General features: G+C 59.7%; 14 protein-coding genes. 9 read left to right on the forward strand and 5 right to left on the reverse strand.

Annotation, left to right across the window (positions count from 1 at the left end; translation table 11 throughout):
• Positions 1–6: 6 nt before the first annotated feature.
• A complete protein-coding gene (locus AAEZ09_RS01770) occupies positions 7–822 on the reverse strand; it encodes an ABC transporter ATP-binding protein (protein ID WP_350597854.1) in 816 nt (271 codons plus the stop codon).
• Positions 819–2414: an ABC transporter permease gene (locus AAEZ09_RS01775; RefSeq protein ID WP_350597856.1), complete on the reverse strand. Its 1596-nt coding sequence runs from the start codon at positions 2412–2414 to the stop codon at positions 819–821. The genes AAEZ09_RS01770 and AAEZ09_RS01775 overlap by 4 nt, the downstream gene beginning before the upstream one ends.
• 412 nt (positions 2415–2826) lie before the next feature.
• Between AAEZ09_RS01775 and AAEZ09_RS01780 the strand changes: the two genes are divergently transcribed.
• Entirely contained in the window at positions 2827–3840 is a 1014-nt protein-coding gene (locus AAEZ09_RS01780) for an ABC transporter substrate-binding protein (RefSeq protein ID WP_350597858.1), read from the forward strand.
• 114 nt (positions 3841–3954) lie between these two features.
• Here AAEZ09_RS01780 and AAEZ09_RS01785 read toward each other — a convergent pair whose 3' ends face one another.
• The gene (locus tag AAEZ09_RS01785) at positions 3955–4875 is read right to left on the reverse strand and encodes a LysR family transcriptional regulator (protein WP_045061280.1); all 921 of its coding nucleotides are present in this window, start codon (positions 4873–4875) and stop codon (positions 3955–3957) included.
• A gap of 181 nt (positions 4876–5056) precedes the next feature.
• Between AAEZ09_RS01785 and AAEZ09_RS01790 the strand changes: the two genes are divergently transcribed.
• Positions 5057–5977: a TauD/TfdA dioxygenase family protein gene (locus AAEZ09_RS01790; protein ID WP_350597861.1), complete on the forward strand. Its 921-nt coding sequence runs from the start codon at positions 5057–5059 to the stop codon at positions 5975–5977.
• A gap of 88 nt (positions 5978–6065) precedes the next feature.
• Here the strand turns inward: AAEZ09_RS01790 and AAEZ09_RS01795 are convergent, their stop codons facing one another.
• Positions 6066–7682 (reverse strand): alkaline phosphatase family protein, encoded by a 1617-nt coding sequence (locus AAEZ09_RS01795; RefSeq protein WP_350597863.1) that lies wholly within the window; start codon positions 7680–7682, stop codon positions 6066–6068.
• A 118-nt stretch (positions 7683–7800) separates the two neighbouring features.
• Entirely contained in the window at positions 7801–8745 is a 945-nt protein-coding gene (locus AAEZ09_RS01800; RefSeq protein WP_045061283.1) for a LysR family transcriptional regulator, read from the reverse strand.
• 166 nt (positions 8746–8911) lie between these two features.
• On the opposite strand from AAEZ09_RS01800, the gene AAEZ09_RS01805 reads away from it, so the two are divergent.
• The 7 genes from AAEZ09_RS01805 to AAEZ09_RS01835 all read left to right on the forward strand — a co-directional run bounded on the left by AAEZ09_RS01805 (position 8912) and on the right by AAEZ09_RS01835 (position 16402).
• Positions 8912–11272 carry a TonB-dependent receptor gene (locus tag AAEZ09_RS01805; RefSeq protein WP_350597865.1) on the forward strand — a complete coding sequence of 787 codons (2361 nt, stop codon included), beginning with the start codon at positions 8912–8914 and terminating at the stop codon, positions 11270–11272.
• Between the two features lie 304 nt (positions 11273–11576).
• The gene (locus tag AAEZ09_RS01810) at positions 11577–12389 is read left to right on the forward strand and encodes an energy transducer TonB (protein ID WP_350597867.1); all 813 of its coding nucleotides are present in this window, start codon (positions 11577–11579) and stop codon (positions 12387–12389) included.
• 44 nt (positions 12390–12433) lie between these two features.
• The gene (locus AAEZ09_RS01815) at positions 12434–13159 is read left to right on the forward strand and encodes a MotA/TolQ/ExbB proton channel family protein (protein ID WP_350597870.1); all 726 of its coding nucleotides are present in this window, start codon (positions 12434–12436) and stop codon (positions 13157–13159) included.
• Between the two features lies 1 nt (position 13160).
• Complete coding sequence (locus tag AAEZ09_RS01820; protein WP_003220570.1) at positions 13161–13562, forward strand: ExbD/TolR family protein; 402 nt, start codon at positions 13161–13163, stop codon at positions 13560–13562.
• Between the two features lie 257 nt (positions 13563–13819).
• Positions 13820–14401, forward strand: coding sequence for an alpha/beta hydrolase (locus tag AAEZ09_RS01825; protein ID WP_350597872.1), 582 nt, complete (start codon positions 13820–13822; stop codon positions 14399–14401).
• A gap of 54 nt (positions 14402–14455) precedes the next feature.
• Complete coding sequence (locus AAEZ09_RS01830) at positions 14456–15385, forward strand: sigma 54-interacting transcriptional regulator (protein WP_205893929.1); 930 nt, start codon at positions 14456–14458, stop codon at positions 15383–15385.
• Between the two features lie 234 nt (positions 15386–15619).
• Positions 15620–16402, forward strand: a complete 783-nt coding sequence (locus AAEZ09_RS01835) for a MetQ/NlpA family ABC transporter substrate-binding protein (RefSeq protein WP_045061290.1) — start codon at positions 15620–15622, stop codon at positions 16400–16402.
• The last annotated feature ends 99 nt before the right edge of the window (positions 16403–16501 follow it).

Here is a 16501-nt window from a genome sequence, read left to right on the forward strand (position 1 = left end):
TCCTGTTCAGCAGGCAATGAAGGACAGCGGCAGGTCACGTACCTGCACCGGCACGGGCGGTTGGTAATGGCTGTCGCTGGTCAGTTCGTGAAGCAGTTCTTCGCGCAGTTGATGAAAGTCGAAACTGCTGCGCTGACGCGGATGGGGCAGGGCGATGTCGACCACTTGCTTGATCCGCCCGGGACGAGGCTCCATCACCACTACGCGGTCAGCGAGGAAGATCGCTTCCTCGACATCGTGGGTGACCAGAATGGTGGTGATTTTGGCCCGTGCGCGGATCGCCAACAGCTCGTCCTGCATCTGCTGGCGGGTCAGCGCGTCGAGGGCGCCGAAGGGTTCGTCCAGCAGCAGGATTCGCGGGCTGGCCACCAGTCCGCGGGCGATGGCCACACGCTGTGCCATGCCGCCTGACAGCTGATGCGGATAAGCGCGGGTGAAATTGGTCAGGCCCACCAGCTCGATAAAGTCATTGATGCGTTTTTGCTTCTGTTCGGTGCTCAGTGGTTCGTTGACCAGGCCGAGGCCGATGTTGTCTGCCACCGTTAACCACGGAAACAGGCGATGTTCCTGGAAGACAATGCCGCGCTCGCCACCGATGCCGGTCACGGCTCTTCCGTCCACGCTGATCTGCCCACGGAACTGCGTATCGAGGCCCACCAGGAGCCTTAGCAACGTGGATTTGCCGCAGCCGCTGGAGCCGACGATGGCAACAAATTCGCCCTCGGCAATGTCCAGGTTGAATTCGCCAATGGCCTCCAGTTCGACGCCGTCGACATCGAAGGTTTTGCCCACGTTGTTGAAGCTGACAATCGGTGCGTTCATGCGTGTCTCCAGCGAGTAGCGCGTATTTCGAGGCGTTGGCCAATGAGATTGAGCAGCGCACCGGTCAGGCCGACCAGCAGCATGCCCGCCATGATCAGGTCCATGCGCAGCAGTTGCTGTGCGCCGATCATCTGGCTGCCGATACCGCCGTTGGACGGCATGAAGTATTCAGCGCCGATGGTGCCGAGCCAGGCGTAAATCAGGCTCAGTCTGAGCCCGGCGAAAATCCCCGGCGCAGCCCCCGGCAATATCAGTCGACGCAAGCGTTGGCGCAGGTTCAGGCGCAGCACTTGAGCGGCTTCATTGAGTTGCGGCGAGAGATTGGCGACGCTGCGTTGAGTGGCGATAAACAGCGGGAAAAACGCGGCGAGGGCGACAAACACCCACTTGGCCAATTCCCCGAGACCGAACCACGCGGTGAGCAACGGCACCCAGGCGAAAATCGCAATCTGGCGGATCGCGGCGAGGGTCGGGCCGAGCACGCGTTCGCTGTTGCGCGACAGGCCCAGCAGCAAACCGAGCGCAAATCCCAGCCCGCCGCCCAGCACCAGGCCGCCAAGTGTTCGACCCAGGCTCAGGGCCATGCCGCTGATCAGCGTACCGTCGAGCAAACCTTTAACGGTTGTGGCTAGAACTGCCAGCGGACTGACCAGGATGTTGGCGTCGACCCACTGTTGTTCCGTGGTCAATTGCCACAAGGCCACTAGCGCAAAAGGCAGCAACCAGGGTTGTAGACGTTGCCAGCCCTGATACCTCGGACCCCTGAGGATCTCCGCCGTGGCCGGGTGCGGCCAGTGGACCAGCTTCTTGTCCAACAGACCGATCCCGCGATCCATGATCACGCCAATCAGGCCAATCACCACGATGCAGACAAACACGATGTCGAGCATGAACAACTGCCGCGCCCACACCACCAGGTAACCAATGCCTTCACTGGAGGCGAGCAATTCAACCGCCAGCAATGACGTCCACCCGGCGGCCAGCGCCAGGCGTACGCCCGCCATGAATGCCGGCAGTGCGGCAGGCAGCACCAGACGACGGATCAGTAGCCGGGGGGGTAATCGCAGTACGGCAGCGGCTTCACGTAATTTGGGTTGGGCATCACGCACACCCACCAGCGTGTGCAGCGTCACCGGCACCACGATGGCCTTGATCAGCACCACCAGTTTCAGTACCTCGCCAATCCCGAAAAACACCATGAACAGCGGGATCCACGCCAGGGTCGGGACTTGTGCCAGACCTGCGAAAGTCGGGAACACCAGGCGCTCCAGACGTTGACTGAATCCCAGCGCCGCACCCAATGCAGCGCCGGCAGTGATGCCGGTGAGCAGGCCCCAGAACAGGCGCTGCAGGCTGATCCACAAGTGGCTCCACAGTTCGCCCTGCGCAAGTTCGATGGCACTGCTCCAGACCAGCGAAGGCGCCGGCAGAATCTGCTCGCTCATCCAGTGATTGCGGCTGGCGAGCCACCACAGGGCGAACAGGCTTAAGGGCACTATCCAGGGCAACACGCGCTTGCCCAGTGTTGGCCAAAGACGGCCGTTAAGTGGCGCAGCGGCCAGCGGCAGGCTCAGCAGGGAAACACGGGCCATGGATGACCTCCGTTGTCGGTTTTATCAAGTCGTGGATTTAGATCAAAAGCTCGCAGCCTTCGGCAGCTCCTACAGGGGATCGACGTGCGTCCGTAGGGGGGCTCGACATGCATCCGTAGGAGCTGCCGAAGGCTGCGATCTTGGCGATGCAACACCAGTACAAATTGTTATATAAATAATAAAATCAATACTATTAAGAGATAAGCGAGATCATTTAAGGCTCGCAGCCCCCACGCATCCAATGCATTCGAAGAATATTTTTGATGCTCTCTATGCATATCGATCCAGGGCGCCCGTAATTGCTCGCTTAGGTCTAAATGATCTAAAAATGTGAATTTATAGTATTTAAGTGCTGGTCTGGATTCAGCCTACTTTCAGCTCCTCAATGCTGTCGTCATCAGGAGCCGCACCCATGACCATTCCTTTCAAACGAGTCATCAGCCTGTTCGCCGCACCGGCTTTGGCGGGGCTGATGGCCTTCACCGTCAACGCCGCCGAGCTCAAGGAAATCCGCATTGCAGTGCCGGACCTTAGTGCGGGTACGCAACACAGTGCTGGCGGGGTGGTGGACGTGCTGCGCGACCAGCAGATCTTCGAAAAAGCCTTCGCCGACCAGGGCATCAGGATTCAGTGGAATTTCTTCAAGGGCGCTGGGCCCGTGATCAACGAAGCGGTTGCAAATGGTCAGGTGGACCTTGCTTACCTCGGGGACCTGGCGGCAATCATCGGCAAGTCAAATGGCCTGGACACACGCCTGCTCAGCGCGTCTGCTCGCGGCGTGAAACAGTACCTGGGCGTAGTCCCCGGCTCGGGGATCAAGTCGCTGCAAGACCTCAAGGGCAAGCGCGTGGCGATCTTCCGCGGCACCGCCACCCAATTGTCTTTCGACGCGGCGCTGGCCAGCCAGGGTTTGAGCGAGAAGGACCTGAAAGTCATCAACCTGGACTTCAACGGCGCCGTGGCAGCGTTGGCGGCCAAACAGATCGATGCCTCTTGGGGCAGTTCCGGATTGACCTCGTTGCAAGCGAAAGGCTTGGCCGAGTTGCCGCTCAATACCAAGGACCTGGGTGGCGCAGGCAGCATTCAGAGTGTCTTGGTTGGCACTGGTAAATTTGTCGACGAGAACCCCGAGGTGGTCGCCAAACTGTTGAAAGCCCAGCAGCAAGCGGTGGAGTGGCTGACTCAGGACAGCAACAAGGATGCGTACATTCAGTTGGTGTCGCGGCTGGCGAGTTACCCCTCGATTATTCTCACGCAGGATTTGCAAGATCAGAAGTTGAGCGAGGTGTTCCCCTCGACGCTGGACCCGGTGTTCCTGGGCAAACTGCAGGACTCAGTGGATCTGGCTTCGCAGCAGAGGCTGATTCGTAAGCCGTTCAAGGTGAGTGACTGGGTGGCGCCGCAACTGGCCGCTGCCCAGCTCTAAATCCACGGTGTTCATGCTGGCCTCATCGCGGGCAAGCCCGGCTCCACAGTTGGCCGTATTCCTTATGATGGAACTCGGACAACTGTGGGAGCCGGGCTCGCCCGCGATGAGGCCCTAAACCGCGACACTCATCTCTTGCTTGTCCACCGCCACCAACGTCTCGATCATTGCCCGCGCCGCTGGCGACAACCGAAACCCCGTACGACTCACAATCCCGCACCTTGCATTGAGGGTCTCGATGTTCTGCGGCAGATTTCGCCAATGCAGTAGCACCAGAGAACCCTTGGCAACGTCCTCGATAAAAGCCTCCTGCGTACCCACGCCAATGGCGTTCGATTGCAGCACGATCTTTACCAGTGCCGGGAAATGCTCGGTTTCGATGCTTGGGGAAAAATCCGTCCTTCCACTGAGGTTTGCCAGCAGTTTACGAATGCCCGGCGGTATCAGCGTGGTCGCCAGCGGGTAGTCGAACATGTCGTTGGTCGACAGGCTTTCCTTGGCCAGTAATGGATGCCCCGGACGGCAGAAAAACACCCCGCGCTTGGGCGTCAGCGCCTGGGTCTGGAAGTTCGGATCGGCCTCGAAATGGCGAATATCGGCGATGAAGAATTCGATCTCTTCGCGGCTCAGGGCGCGGCTGAGTTTTTCCCAGTTATCCACCTGAAAACAGGTGCGCACTTTCGGGTGGGCATTGATGAATTGCGCCACTGCATCCGGCACCAGTTTCACCGCCGGGGCCGGGCCGCAGCCGAAGCGCAGTTCGCCGGCGTCGAGCTTGGTCATCTGCGTCACTTCAGCGCTCAGTAGCGCGGCGCCCTGCACCAGTGTCAGGGCATGTTGCAGCACCACCTGGCCCTCGGGCGTCGGGCGCAAGTCCTTGTTGCCTCGGTCTACCAGGACACAACCGAATTCCTGCTCCAACCCTTGAATACTGCGGCTGAACGCCGGTTGAGTGATGCCCATGGCGTCGGCCGCGCGGACGAAACTGCGGTGTTCGTTGAGGGCGATGAAGTAGCGTAGCTGGCGGAGATCCATATGCTTTTGCGGCATCCTAAAAATAGCTCGAAGGCATTTGCGACGAGGGTTGTTGAGGTTTTAAATGCAAGCTCTTATTCCGTCAACGAAGCATTTGCATATCTATTAGATCTAAATTGAATATAGATAGAGCGTTGCTTCGCTGCCGCTCAACCGTAAGCAGTCCGATGAGGGTCTACCCATGAGCAATGCCGCTTTAGCTGTGAAACCCGATGTTCACGCGCTTGAAATTCATCCGGTGGCCGGCCGGATCGGTGCCGAGATCCGTGGCGTGCAACTCTCCGGCGCACTTGACGCCAGCACCGTCGACGCCATCCAACAGGCGTTGGTGCAATACAAGGTGATCTTCTTTCGCGAGCAGTCGCATCTGGACGACCAGACTCAGGAAGCCTTTGCACACCTGCTCGGCGAGCCGGTGGCGCACCCGACCGTTCCAGTGCGCGACGGCACCCGTTTCTTGCTGGAACTGGACGGCGCGCAAGGCCAGCGCGCCAACTCGTGGCACACCGACGTGACCTTTGTCGAGGCCTACCCGAAAGCGTCGATCCTGCGTTCTGTGGTTGCCCCGGCATTCGGTGGCGATACGGTGTGGGCCAACACAGCAACGGCCTACAACGAACTCACGCCGCAGCTGCAAGAACTGGCCGACAAGCTTGTGGCTGTGCACAGCAACGAATATGACTACGCCGGCGCCAAGCCCGACGTGTCGGAGGAGAAGCTGGAGCGCTACCGCAAGATCTTCACCTCGACCGTCTATGAGACCGAACACCCGGTGGTTCGTGTGCACCCGATCAGCGGCGAGAAGAGCCTGCTGCTGGGGCATTTCGTCAAGCGCATCAAAGGCTATTCGCAAGCGGACTCGGCGCACCTATTCGGGTTGTTGCAAAGCCACGTGATCCGCCAGGAAAACACTGTGCGCTGGCGCTGGACGGCCGGTGACGTGGCCATTTGGGACAACCGCTCCACCCAGCATTACGCGTTGGATGACTACGGCACACAGGAGCGTGTGGTACGTCGCGTGACATTGAAAGGAGAGGTGCCGGTTGGCGTGCAGGGCCAGCGCAGCCAAACGACCAAGGGGCCGGAGATCGGCGGGGTCTGATCTGACGCCATCGTGGGCAAGCCCACTCCCACAGGGGATCTCTAGCGTCCGCAAGACCCTGTGGTAGTGAGCCTGCCCGCGATGCTTTTTACCAAACCCCGATCTGCACCATTTTCTCGGTCTCCGGCTCGCCGTAGCGAAACCGCTGCCCGCGCAGATCAATCTCCTGATGACTGATGGTTGTCCTGCGTTTCAACCCTCGCACCCATTCGAACAAATACCCCGCATGCTCCTCGCGAACCGAGGCAAGCGCCGGGTCTGCGCCCAGGTCCCGCAACTCCTGCGGGTCATTGAGCAGGTCAAACAACTGCGGCCGAAAGCCGTCATACGCCAGGTATTTCCAGCGCTCGCTGCGGACCATGGTCATGCGGCAACGGTCGATCGGTTGCTCAAGTCGTTCTCGCGCCGGGGCCTGGAATGCATAGTCGTATTCGCTGATCGCAAAGCGGCGCCATTCAATCTCAATGCCCTGCAACAAGGGAATCAAAGAGCGGCCTTCAAGCCGATGCTCTGCGCTCGGCAAGCCCAGTGCATCGAGAAACGTCGGCAACGCATCAATGGTTTCCACCAAGCGATCATCGACCGAACCTCGCGTTGCATCGGCCGCGGCTCGTGGGTCGCGAACGATCAGTGGAATGCCCACGGCAGGCTCCAGTAAAAACTCTTTTTCGCCCAGGTAATGGTCACCGAGAAAGTCACCATGGTCACTGGTGAATACAATCAACGTGTCATCCCAGCGCCCGTTGCTTTGTAGAAAATCGAACAGTCTGCCGAGCTGGTCATCGACCTGCTTAATCAGCCCCATGTACGTCGGAATGACATTCAGGCGCACCTCGTCACGAGAGAAATTCTGGCTCTCTTCGTGCTGGCGAAACGCGTTGTAAACCGGATGATCGCTCGCCTCCCCAGTGGCTGCGCGCACGGGCTCGATCACCTCGTCAGCGCCATACAGCGCGTGGTACGGCGCCGGTGCGATGTACGGCCAGTGCGGTTTGATATACGACAGGTGCAGGCACCACGGCTGCGCGCCCTGCTCGGCGATGAAGTCGATGGCGCGGTCGGTGGTGTAGACGGTTTCCGAATGCAGTTCGGGGACACGTGCTGGCAGGTGGGCGTTGCGCATTTTCCAGCCACTGAGGATTTCGCCGTGTGCACCTTCGCCAGCGTTGGCCCAGTCGTGCCAGGGGTTACGGCCTTCGTAGCCAAGGCCGCGCAAGTAATGGGTGTAAGGCGCCGAGTCGCGCTTGTCGTCAAACAACGGATCATCAGGGAAGATCCCGTCGTGACGAAAGTACGGCTCGAAGCCGACTTCATTCAGCGTTGCAGCTTGCTCGCCGGACGGGTCGATGGCCAGCCGTTGCAAGGCGTCGACGTTAGGCGTGGCGTGGGTTTTGCCGACCAGCGCGGTGCGAATGCCGTGGGGGCGCAGGTAGTCGCCGATAGTCAGCTCTTCCAGCGGTAGTGGCACGGCGTTCCAGGCCACTTGATGGCTGCTGACGTAACGCCCGGTGTAGGCCGACATTCGCGATGGCCCGCAGATCGTCCCTTGGGTGTAAGCCCGGCTGAACCGCACGCCCGCAGCAGCCAGGCGGTCGATGTTGGGGGTGTGCAAATGCGGATGGCCGTAGCATGAGAGGTAATCACGGCGCAGTTGGTCGCACATGATGTACAGCACGTTGTTTACGGTAGTTTGGGGGTTGGACATGGGTTCACCGATCAGAAGACAGGTGGGGTTTTTCGCTGCTCGAGTGGGGTCGAGGCAAGTGCATTTGGGGAATGGGGTGTATGCAGTGGGTGCATCGCTGGCCGTGCCGTTCGATGTTTCAAACGGCAAGATTCTCCAGCGAATAAACATCTTCATCCTGCTCATCAACCTCTTTGATCTGCGCAATCATCGCCTCTGCCAGCGGCGATAACCGATACCCTGCGCGGCTGACAATCCCATAGCGCGTGTACATCTCCTCCAGGTCATCAGCAAGCCCTTCGACCTTCAAACACACCAGCTCACGCTTGGCGTGATGCAGCGCATCGGCGTAGGCGCCGACAATGCCGATGGCGTCCGAACGCATCACCACACTCAGGAGGCTGTAGCTGTTTTCGCACTCCACATTCGGCGTGAAATCAGGGCGGCCGCTGAGGCCGACGATCACCTTGCGCAGGTTCGGCGGGCGGATAGTCACTGCCATCGGATAACTCATCAACTCGGTTGCACTGACGCTGTCGCGGCCCGCCAGTGGATGTCCAACGCGGCAGCAGAAATGCCATTTACGCGGGCGCAGGCGATGGGTCAGGTAAACCGGGTCGGCCTCGAATTGCCGGGTGTCAGCCACAAAAAATTCGAATTCCTCGCTCAACAGAAGTTTGCTCAGGCTCTGCCAGTCATCCACCTGAAACTGCACGCGCGCTTTCGGATAGCGGCCAATAAAGCTGCCGATCGCCCTCGGTATCAGCCCCGCCGCCGGCGCCGGGCCGCAACCGAAACGCAGTTCGCCCGCTTCCAGCCCATTGAACTGGTTGATCTCGTTAGCCATCTGCTGCGCCCCGCTGACTAGGCGCCGTGCGTGCTCAAGCAGCACCTGCCCCTGCTTGGTCGGCGCCAGGTCCTTGCGTCCGCGATCTACCAGCTGACACCCGACGCTGTGTTCCAGGGCCTGGATGCTGCGGCTGAACGCAGATTGCGAGAGGTTCACGGCCAGCGCGCCGGCGACAAAACTGCGCTGATCCGCCAAGGCGATGAAGTGACGTAGTTGACGCAAATCGATATGCATTTTTCACATAAAAAATATCGGGTAAATGCATTGGATATGCATTAGGTCGACTCCTTATAAAGGCTATCTCTTATGCAGTAAAAGTTTGTAAAAACATAAATAAATAACTTTAAAGAATATGCGTCGTTGAAATGTCATTGCGCATTTTTTGACCAGGAGCCGCTTCATGAGTCCGTTGAACCTCGCTCTACCCCTTGCCCCCCGACGGCTCAAACGCCTGCCCCTGGCCTTGTTGCTGGCCGGGAGCGCCAGTTGGACCCAGGGTTACGCCGCCGAAACAGCGGAACCTGCATCGGCACCTGCCAGCAAAGTCGCGGCTGACGGTTCACAGCTGGAAACCGTGACCGTCACTACCCGGCGTCGCGAGGAAAGTTCGCAGGACGTGCCGACTCCAATGAGTGTGGTCAGCGGCCAGGCGCTGGAGACGCAAAGGGTTTACCGGATCCAGGATTTGCAGCAATTGGTACCCAGCGTCAACGTCGCCTACATGCATGCGCGCCAGTCCAGCGTGTCGATTCGTGGCCTGGGCAACAACCCGGCCAGCGATGGCCTGGAAGGCAGCGTCGGCCTGTACATCGACAACGTTTACCTGGGGCGGCCGGGCATGGCGGTCTTCGACCTGATGGACATCGAGCAGCTCGAAGTGCTGCGCGGTCCCCAGGGCACGCTGTTCGGCAAGAACACCACGGCCGGCGTCATCAACATCAGCACCCGCGCACCGACGTTCACGCCGGAGCGCAGCATCGAAACGTCGGTGGGCGAGGACGGATATTTCCAGACCAAGGGCACGGTTTCCGGCCCATTGAACGACCAGCTCGCCGGGCGCTTTTCCGCTTATCGCACCCGCAGCGATGGCGACATCAAAAACGAATTCGATGGTCATGACCTGAACGGCGGTTCGCGCGAAGGCTTCCGTGGCCAGCTGCTGTTCAAGCCCAACGAATCGTTCAACCTGCGCTGGATCGGTGACTACAACGAAGAGGATTCCAGCGCCGGCACGCGCGTGCTCTACAACACCGGGCCGACCATCAACGGCGTCAACGTCTACCAGGCGCGGGCCAACGCGGCCGGCGCCACACTGGTCGACGGCTCCCACCGCAAGGTCAACCTCGACAACGATCAGCACGTCACAGTGCATCAGGGCGGCACGTCAGTGGAGGCCAACTGGACCCTGCCGAGTGACTTCACGTTGACGTCCATCAGCTCCTATCGCTGGTGGAATTTCACCCCGCGCAACGACGACGGCTTGAACGTCGCGGCGACTTATAACGCCGGGGTTTCCGTGGAAGACAAACAGTACTCCCAGGAATTTCGCCTGGCCTCGCCCAAAGGCGAATTCTTCGATTACGTACTCGGTGCGTATTACTTCGGCAACGACCTGGACAATAAATCCTTCGCCAATTACGGACCGCAAGCTGACATCTGGAACGGCACGCCAGCCGGTGCACTGGCCAACGTCAACAGCGTCGGTAATGGCCACATCAAGACCGACAGTTTCGCGCTGTTCGCCCAAGGTACCTGGCACCTGAGCGAACGCCTGGACTTCACCGCCGGCGTGCGTGGTACCTATGAGCAGAAAAATGCCTGGGTGACCCGCGATGCGCCAGAGGGCGGTGCGGCAGTGACGGGAGCCGCGGCAACGGCAAGGCGCGGCCGCACCGGGGCCTATGACTCGGGCGATTTGAATCAGTACAGCTCCAGCCCCTCGGGATTGTTGAACCTCAGCTATCGCTTCAACGACGACCTGCTGGGTTACGCCACGTTGTCCCACGGCGAGAAATCCGGGGGTGTGAACCTGGCAGTAGGCTCCGCGCCAACGGCGGGTGCCGACTCGTTGCTGATCGGTACCGAGCGCGCCAACAACGCCGAACTCGGTTTCAAAAGCACGCTGTGGGACCGACGCCTGCAACTCAATGCCAACGTGTTCTGGACCCAGGTCAACGCCTATCAGACCAACGCCTACGACGCTGATAACCGCGTTCAGTACCTGACCAACGCCGGTTCCGTGCGCTCGCGCGGCGTGGAAGTCGAAAGCACGTTGATCCCCTTGCGCGGCCTGACCCTGAACATCAACGGCTCTTACAACGATGTCAGTTACCTCTCCTACAAAGATGCGCCGTGCCCGCCTGAAGTCAGCCTGGCACCCGGCGCCCCTGCGTCTTGCGACCTCACGGGACACCAGGTTGTCGGCGCTTCGAAATGGATCGGCAACGCCAACGGCGAATACAAATGGAACCTGAGTAACGGCTTTGAAGAGTATGTCACCGCCAGCTATGCCTTCCGCTCCAAAGCGGTGGGCACGGTGGAAGACTCTGACTACGGCCAGATCCCAAGCTACGCGGTGGTCAACCTGTCTACCGGCCTGCGCGGCGACTTCAAGCAAGGCCAGTGGGATGTCTCGCTGTGGCTGAAAAACGCCTTTGATAAAACCTATTACTCGACCCTCTGGACCGGCGGCAACGGCGGTTATGAAGGCCTGCTCGGCACGCCTCGAACCTTGGGTGTGACCGGCCGTTATGACTTCTGATAACCCGGCAGACCAGCGCCAGTCGCTGATCAATGCTGGGAAAAGGCGCCAAAAACCATGCTTGCAGGGAATGTTTTTAATGCCTGAAAAGCATGGCGAGCCTGCCTGTCGACGGGAATCCTTGCAGAACAAGGCCTGCAGGCCATCGAAGATTTCACATATTCGTTTTCGGTCTATCCATAACTTTAAAGATTACTTTCAGAGATAAGCGTCTAGCCCAATGATTCACCCATCGATACGTCGTACGGGGGATGGCAGGTCCGGCCTATCGGGTTATTCGCAAAGAGACCGCAGGAGTAAAGCAATGGGTAATGTCCAGACCGCCGCCAGTGCACAAGAGGTGCTGTGGCGCCAGGGGCCAGGTGGCGAGTTGGTCGACCTCGGCCGGGTACATCGCGTGCCTTTGGGGCAGCAGCGTTTGCAGCGCGCCCCAAGGGGCATCCTCAGCCGCCGGGAAACGATTTTGCTGGGTGTGCTGGCGCTGCTCGTGCACGGTGCCGTGATCTATTGGGTCAACCAGCAGCCGACCGCCGTGTTGCCGGTAGTGCCGCCGGAAATTCCACCGATGACCATCGAGTTTTCGCAACCGGCACCGCCCGTGGTCGAGCCGCCACCACCACCGCCACCTGTTCAAGAGGTGGTCGAGCCACCACCGCCGGTTGAAGACGAACTGGCAGTGAAACCGCCGCCACCGAAACCGATTCCCAAGCCGAAACCGGTCGCCAAACCGATTCCGAAACCGGTGCCCAAAGCGGTTCCACAACCGCCAGCACCGCCACAACCGGCCGCGCCTGTCGCGGCACCAGCACCACCCGCTCCACCTGCGCCAGCACCCGTGACGCCGGCCTCGGCCAACGCCGGGTACCTGAAAAACCCGGCGCCGCAGTACCCGTCGCTGGCCCAGCGGCGTGGTTGGGAAGGGACGGTGTTGTTACGGGTCCATGTGCTCGCCAGCGGCAAGCCGGGTGAGGTCCAGATTCAGAAAAGCAGCGGTCGCGAGGCCCTCGATGAAGCGGCCCTGAGCGCCGTGAAACGCTGGAGTTTCGTGCCGGCCAAGCAGGGTGATATCGCCCAGGATGGCTGGGTCAGCGTGCCCATCGATTTCAAGATTCATTAAACAGAAACCTATTTCACGCGAAACGTTTACACGAGGAATTCATCATGACGTTATTGGCATCTCCACTTGAGTCCATCGAAAGCGCGGTGATCTGGCTGCTGGTGGTTTTTTCCGTGGCCACCTGGGGTCTGGCCTTGCTCAAGGGCGTGCAGTTCGGCCGCCTGAAAGCTCAGGATCGCAAGTTTCACAAGCAGTTCTGGGCCGCGTCGAGTCTTGATTCAGCGGCGGAGTTGGCCGAGACCCAGCCAGGTGCTGCGGCGCGCGTAGCCCAGGCTGGCTACGCGGCGATCCAGGTCGGTGAAGCGCCACACGCGGCGGATCTGAGCCAGGCGATCAACCATCAGGATCGCCTCGAGCGGGCCCTCCGTCAGCAGATCGTGCGTGAGCGCCGCTCGCTGGAAACCGGGCTGGCAGTGGTGGCAAGTATTGGCAGTACGTCGCCGTTCATTGGTTTGTTCGGCACGGTGTGGGGGATCATGGAAGCGTTGAAAGGCATCAGCGCGGCAGGCTCGGCCAGCCTCGAAACCGTGGCAGGGCCGATTGGCTCGGCACTGGTTGCGACCGGTGTGGGGATCGCCGTCGCGGTGCCGGCAGTACTGGTTTACAACTACTTTTTGCGGCGCCTGAAACTGACGGCGGCGGACCTGGACGACTTCGCCCATGACTTCTACAGCCTGGCACAGAAGAGTTCGTTCCGTGTGCTGGTCCACCCGACGGCGCACAAGGCTGCTGCGCCGGGCAACGCGCAAAAAGTGAAGGAGGCGTCCTGATATGGCCTTCTCTACGCAAGACAGCGATGAGGTGCTGAGCGAGATCAACGTCACACCGCTGGTAGACGTCATGCTGGTGTTGCTGGTGGTGTTTATTGTCACCGCCCCGCTGCTCACCAACGCCATTCCGATCAACCTGCCCAAGACCGAAGCCGTGGCGCCGGTAGAGCAGAAGGACCCGCTGGTGGTGAGCATTGACGGTGCCGGGAAACTGTTTATCAACAAGGATGAAATCCAGCCGGACCTGCTGGAATTCAACCTCAAGTCGGCCAAGGCCAAGGACCCCGAGGTGCGCGTGCAATTGCAGGCGGATGACGGCGTGAACTACGGCGAAGTGGCACGCGCCATGGCGTCGATTGAACGTGCAGGGATTACCAAGCTGTCGGTGATCACCGCTCGCTAACAGTTTCAAGTTTTCCGGGGCCGTCTCCTTGGCAGGGTGCGGCCCCTTTTTTTTGCCTGAAATAACCAGCCCGTAGGAGCTGCCGCAGGCTGCGATCTTTTGATCTTTTAAAAGCAAGATCAAAAGATCGCAGCCTGCGGCAGCTCCTACGGTGTTATTCGATAGTGATCTTAATAAATAGCTTCTTATTCCTTAACGGATATAACTCCACTCCCTATACTCGTTCAGGAACAGACACGCAGCAGGAGAGTTCCCCCATGCGCAACGAATCAATTCGCTACCTGATTGTGCCGGGCTGGCAAGGATCGCCAGATGATCATTGGCAGAGCCACTGGCAGAACAGTTTGCCGAACAGCGCACGGGTGGAGCAGGCCGACTGGCTGACGCCCCGTCGTGAGGACTGGGTCGCGGCGCTGGCCGAGGCGATTGCTGCGGACAGTACGCCGGTGATCCTGATTGCTCACAGCCTGGGCTGCATCACGGTCGCCCACTGGGCGACTGCCGCGCCCGTGCAGTTTTTGCGACAGGTGCGCGGCGCGTTGCTCGTCGCTCCGGCAGACGTGGAGCGCCCGGCCTGCGTGCCCGCCTTGCGCAACTTCGCACCGATTCCGACCGACCTGCTGCCGTTTCCGAGTCAGGTCGTCAGCTCCGACAATGATAGTGCCGTCAGTGCCCCGCGAGCGCTGGAACTGGCGCGCACCTGGGGCGCCGAGGCGGGGATCCTGGCGGGGGCAGGGCACATCAATGTGAAGTCCGGCCACCAGCGCTGGGAGCAGGGTTTTGCCTACCTGTATCGCCTGCAAAACCGTATGGAACATCACGCCCTGCGTCGCGCCTGATTTTTCCTTTTTTAAACGCCCCCGCCCTCCGGCGGTTTTGGGCGGGAGCCTGCCATGAGTTTTGAAGCCTTTGGTCAGCCGCTGCTGACCTTCCCCGACGCAGAAAAAAGCCCGCTAAGTATCCGCGCCAAGGCGCTGGTGTTTGTTGATCCACGCTCGCGGCAGTTGCGCCAAGAGCTCGAGCAATTGGCGCCGCGTGCGATTTGCGTGCTGATTCGTGGCGAGACCGGTAGCGGCAAGGAGCTGCTGGCGCGGCACATCCATCGCGCCAGCGATCGCAGCGGGCTTTTCGTGTCGGTCAATTGCGGTGCAATCAGCCCGACCTATGCGGATGCCGAATTGTTCGGTTACGCAGCCGGCAGCTACACCGGGGCAGCGAGCAGCCGCGCGGGCTGGTTTGGGTCGGCCAACGGCGGCACCTTGTACCTGGATGAGATCGGCGACCTGCCGCTGCCGATTCAGATCAAACTGCTGGCGGCCCTGGAAAATCACGAAGTCACCCGCGTGGGCGCTCAACAGCCAAGCCCGGTGGACGTGCGATTGGTGGCCGCCACCAGCATTGACCTGGCGCAAGCCGTAGCTGCCGGGAAATTCCACGAACGTTTGTATCACTACCTCAGCGAAGGCCAGTTGGAGCTACCGGCGCTGCGCGAGCGGGTGGGCGATATTCTGTCGTTGTCCGAATACTTCCTCGGCATCTATAGCCAGCGCCTGGACTTGCCGGTGCCGTTGATCAGCGAGGCGGCGCAGCAAGTGCTGGAGCAGCACAGTTGGCCGGGTAATACCCGGGAGCTGGAGAACGTCATTCATTTTGCGTTGCTGGTCAGTACGGGCGACGAGATTCTGCCGGAGCATTTGAATTTGCCAACAGTGCCGAGTGCGCTTGAGCAAATCGAACGGCAGCTCAGCCATGTTCTCGCGAAGGGTTCCAATGCCGACAAGGCTGCCTTGAAACTGCTGCTCCAGAACCACTCCGTCCTGTAGTAGTAAAGCTTGCTCGCGATTGGCCTCATTGGTGCAGACCGAGCCGCCCGGATCGAGAGCAAGCTTTGCTCACACATGTGTATGAACAAAATGGAATATCAAAGTAAATAAAAGATATTGTTAAGGAATAAAAAATCCCGGTATTGTCCGCGTCACGCCAGCAATAGCACTTCACTGGCACTCGTACTCTTAGCCGTCGTCGATGACGATCGCGATTTTCGATAAGGACACTGCATGAAAAAGGTTCTGTTGTTCACCGCATTGGCGGCTGCCCTGACCGCGGGCCTGGCCCAGGCCGGCGAAAAACTGGTAGTGGCGGCGACTCCGGTTCCACACGCCGAGATTCTGGAACTGATCAAGCCAACCCTCGCCAAAGAAGGCGTGGACCTGGAAATCAAGGTCTTCACCGACTACGTCCAACCCAACGTACAGGTCGATCAGAAGCGTCTGGACGCCAACTACTTCCAGACCCTGCCGTACCTGAACAGCTTCAACGAAGGCAAAGGCACTAACCTGGTGACCGTGATCGGCGTGCACGTCGAACCGTTCGGTGGCTACTCCAAGAAGGTCAAAAGCCTGGCTGAACTGAAAGACGGCGCGACCATCGCTATCCCGAACGAAGGCAGCAACAGCGGCCGTGCCCTGATCCTGCTGCAGAAGGCTGGCCTGATCGAGTTGAAAGACCCGAAAAACGCTCTGGCCACTCCGAAGGACATTGCCAAGAACCCGCATAACTTCAAGTTCAAGGAACTCGAATCGGCCATGCTGCCGCGGGTTCTGGATCAGGTCGATCTGGACATGATCAACACCAACTATGCGCTGGAAGCCGGCCTGAACCCGGCTAAAGACGCCCTGGTCATCGAAGGTGCCGATTCGCCTTACGTGAACTTCCTGGTGGCCCGTCCGGACAACAAGGACAGCGTTGCCATTCAGAAGCTGGCCAAGGCGTTGACCAGTCCTGAAGTGAAGGCTTTCATCGCGAAGAAATACAGCGGCGCGGTACTGCCTGCGTTCTGATTTGTTCGCTAACCGCATCACGGTTGCAAACGCCGACGGCTGATAGAGCGTCGGCGTTTTTTTATGCCCCCGAAAAGCATCTCTGACAGGTGTCAGCCA

The sequence above is a fragment of the Pseudomonas sp. 65/3-MNA-CIBAN-0223 genome (assembly GCF_040310425.1).
Taxonomy (GTDB): Bacteria; Pseudomonadota; Gammaproteobacteria; order Pseudomonadales; family Pseudomonadaceae; genus Aquipseudomonas; species Aquipseudomonas gregormendelii.

Excerpts from the sequence above, each read along its gene's own strand:
- AAEZ09_RS01805 (WP_350597865.1), top strand. The coding sequence starts at position 8,912 with ATGAGTCCGTTGAACCTCGCTCTACCCCTTGCCCCCCGACGGCTCAAA.
- AAEZ09_RS01790 (WP_350597861.1), top strand. The coding sequence starts at position 5,057 with ATGAGCAATGCCGCTTTAGCTGTGAAACCCGATGTTCACGCGCTTGAA.
- AAEZ09_RS01795 (WP_350597863.1), bottom strand. The coding sequence starts at position 7,682 with ATGTCCAACCCCCAAACTACCGTAAACAACGTGCTGTACATCATGTGC.
- AAEZ09_RS01770 (WP_350597854.1), bottom strand. The coding sequence starts at position 822 with ATGAACGCACCGATTGTCAGCTTCAACAACGTGGGCAAAACCTTCGAT.
- AAEZ09_RS01800 (WP_045061283.1), bottom strand. The coding sequence starts at position 8,745 with ATGCATATCGATTTGCGTCAACTACGTCACTTCATCGCCTTGGCGGAT.
- AAEZ09_RS01780 (WP_350597858.1), top strand. The coding sequence starts at position 2,827 with ATGACCATTCCTTTCAAACGAGTCATCAGCCTGTTCGCCGCACCGGCT.
- AAEZ09_RS01830 (WP_205893929.1), top strand. The coding sequence starts at position 14,456 with ATGAGTTTTGAAGCCTTTGGTCAGCCGCTGCTGACCTTCCCCGACGCA.
- AAEZ09_RS01785 (WP_045061280.1), bottom strand. The coding sequence starts at position 4,875 with ATGGATCTCCGCCAGCTACGCTACTTCATCGCCCTCAACGAACACCGC.
- AAEZ09_RS01810 (WP_350597867.1), top strand. The coding sequence starts at position 11,577 with ATGGGTAATGTCCAGACCGCCGCCAGTGCACAAGAGGTGCTGTGGCGC.
- AAEZ09_RS01820 (WP_003220570.1), top strand. The coding sequence starts at position 13,161 with ATGGCCTTCTCTACGCAAGACAGCGATGAGGTGCTGAGCGAGATCAAC.
- AAEZ09_RS01775 (WP_350597856.1), bottom strand. The coding sequence starts at position 2,414 with ATGGCCCGTGTTTCCCTGCTGAGCCTGCCGCTGGCCGCTGCGCCACTT.
- AAEZ09_RS01815 (WP_350597870.1), top strand. The coding sequence starts at position 12,434 with ATGACGTTATTGGCATCTCCACTTGAGTCCATCGAAAGCGCGGTGATC.
- AAEZ09_RS01825 (WP_350597872.1), top strand. The coding sequence starts at position 13,820 with ATGCGCAACGAATCAATTCGCTACCTGATTGTGCCGGGCTGGCAAGGA.
- AAEZ09_RS01835 (WP_045061290.1), top strand. The coding sequence starts at position 15,620 with ATGAAAAAGGTTCTGTTGTTCACCGCATTGGCGGCTGCCCTGACCGCG.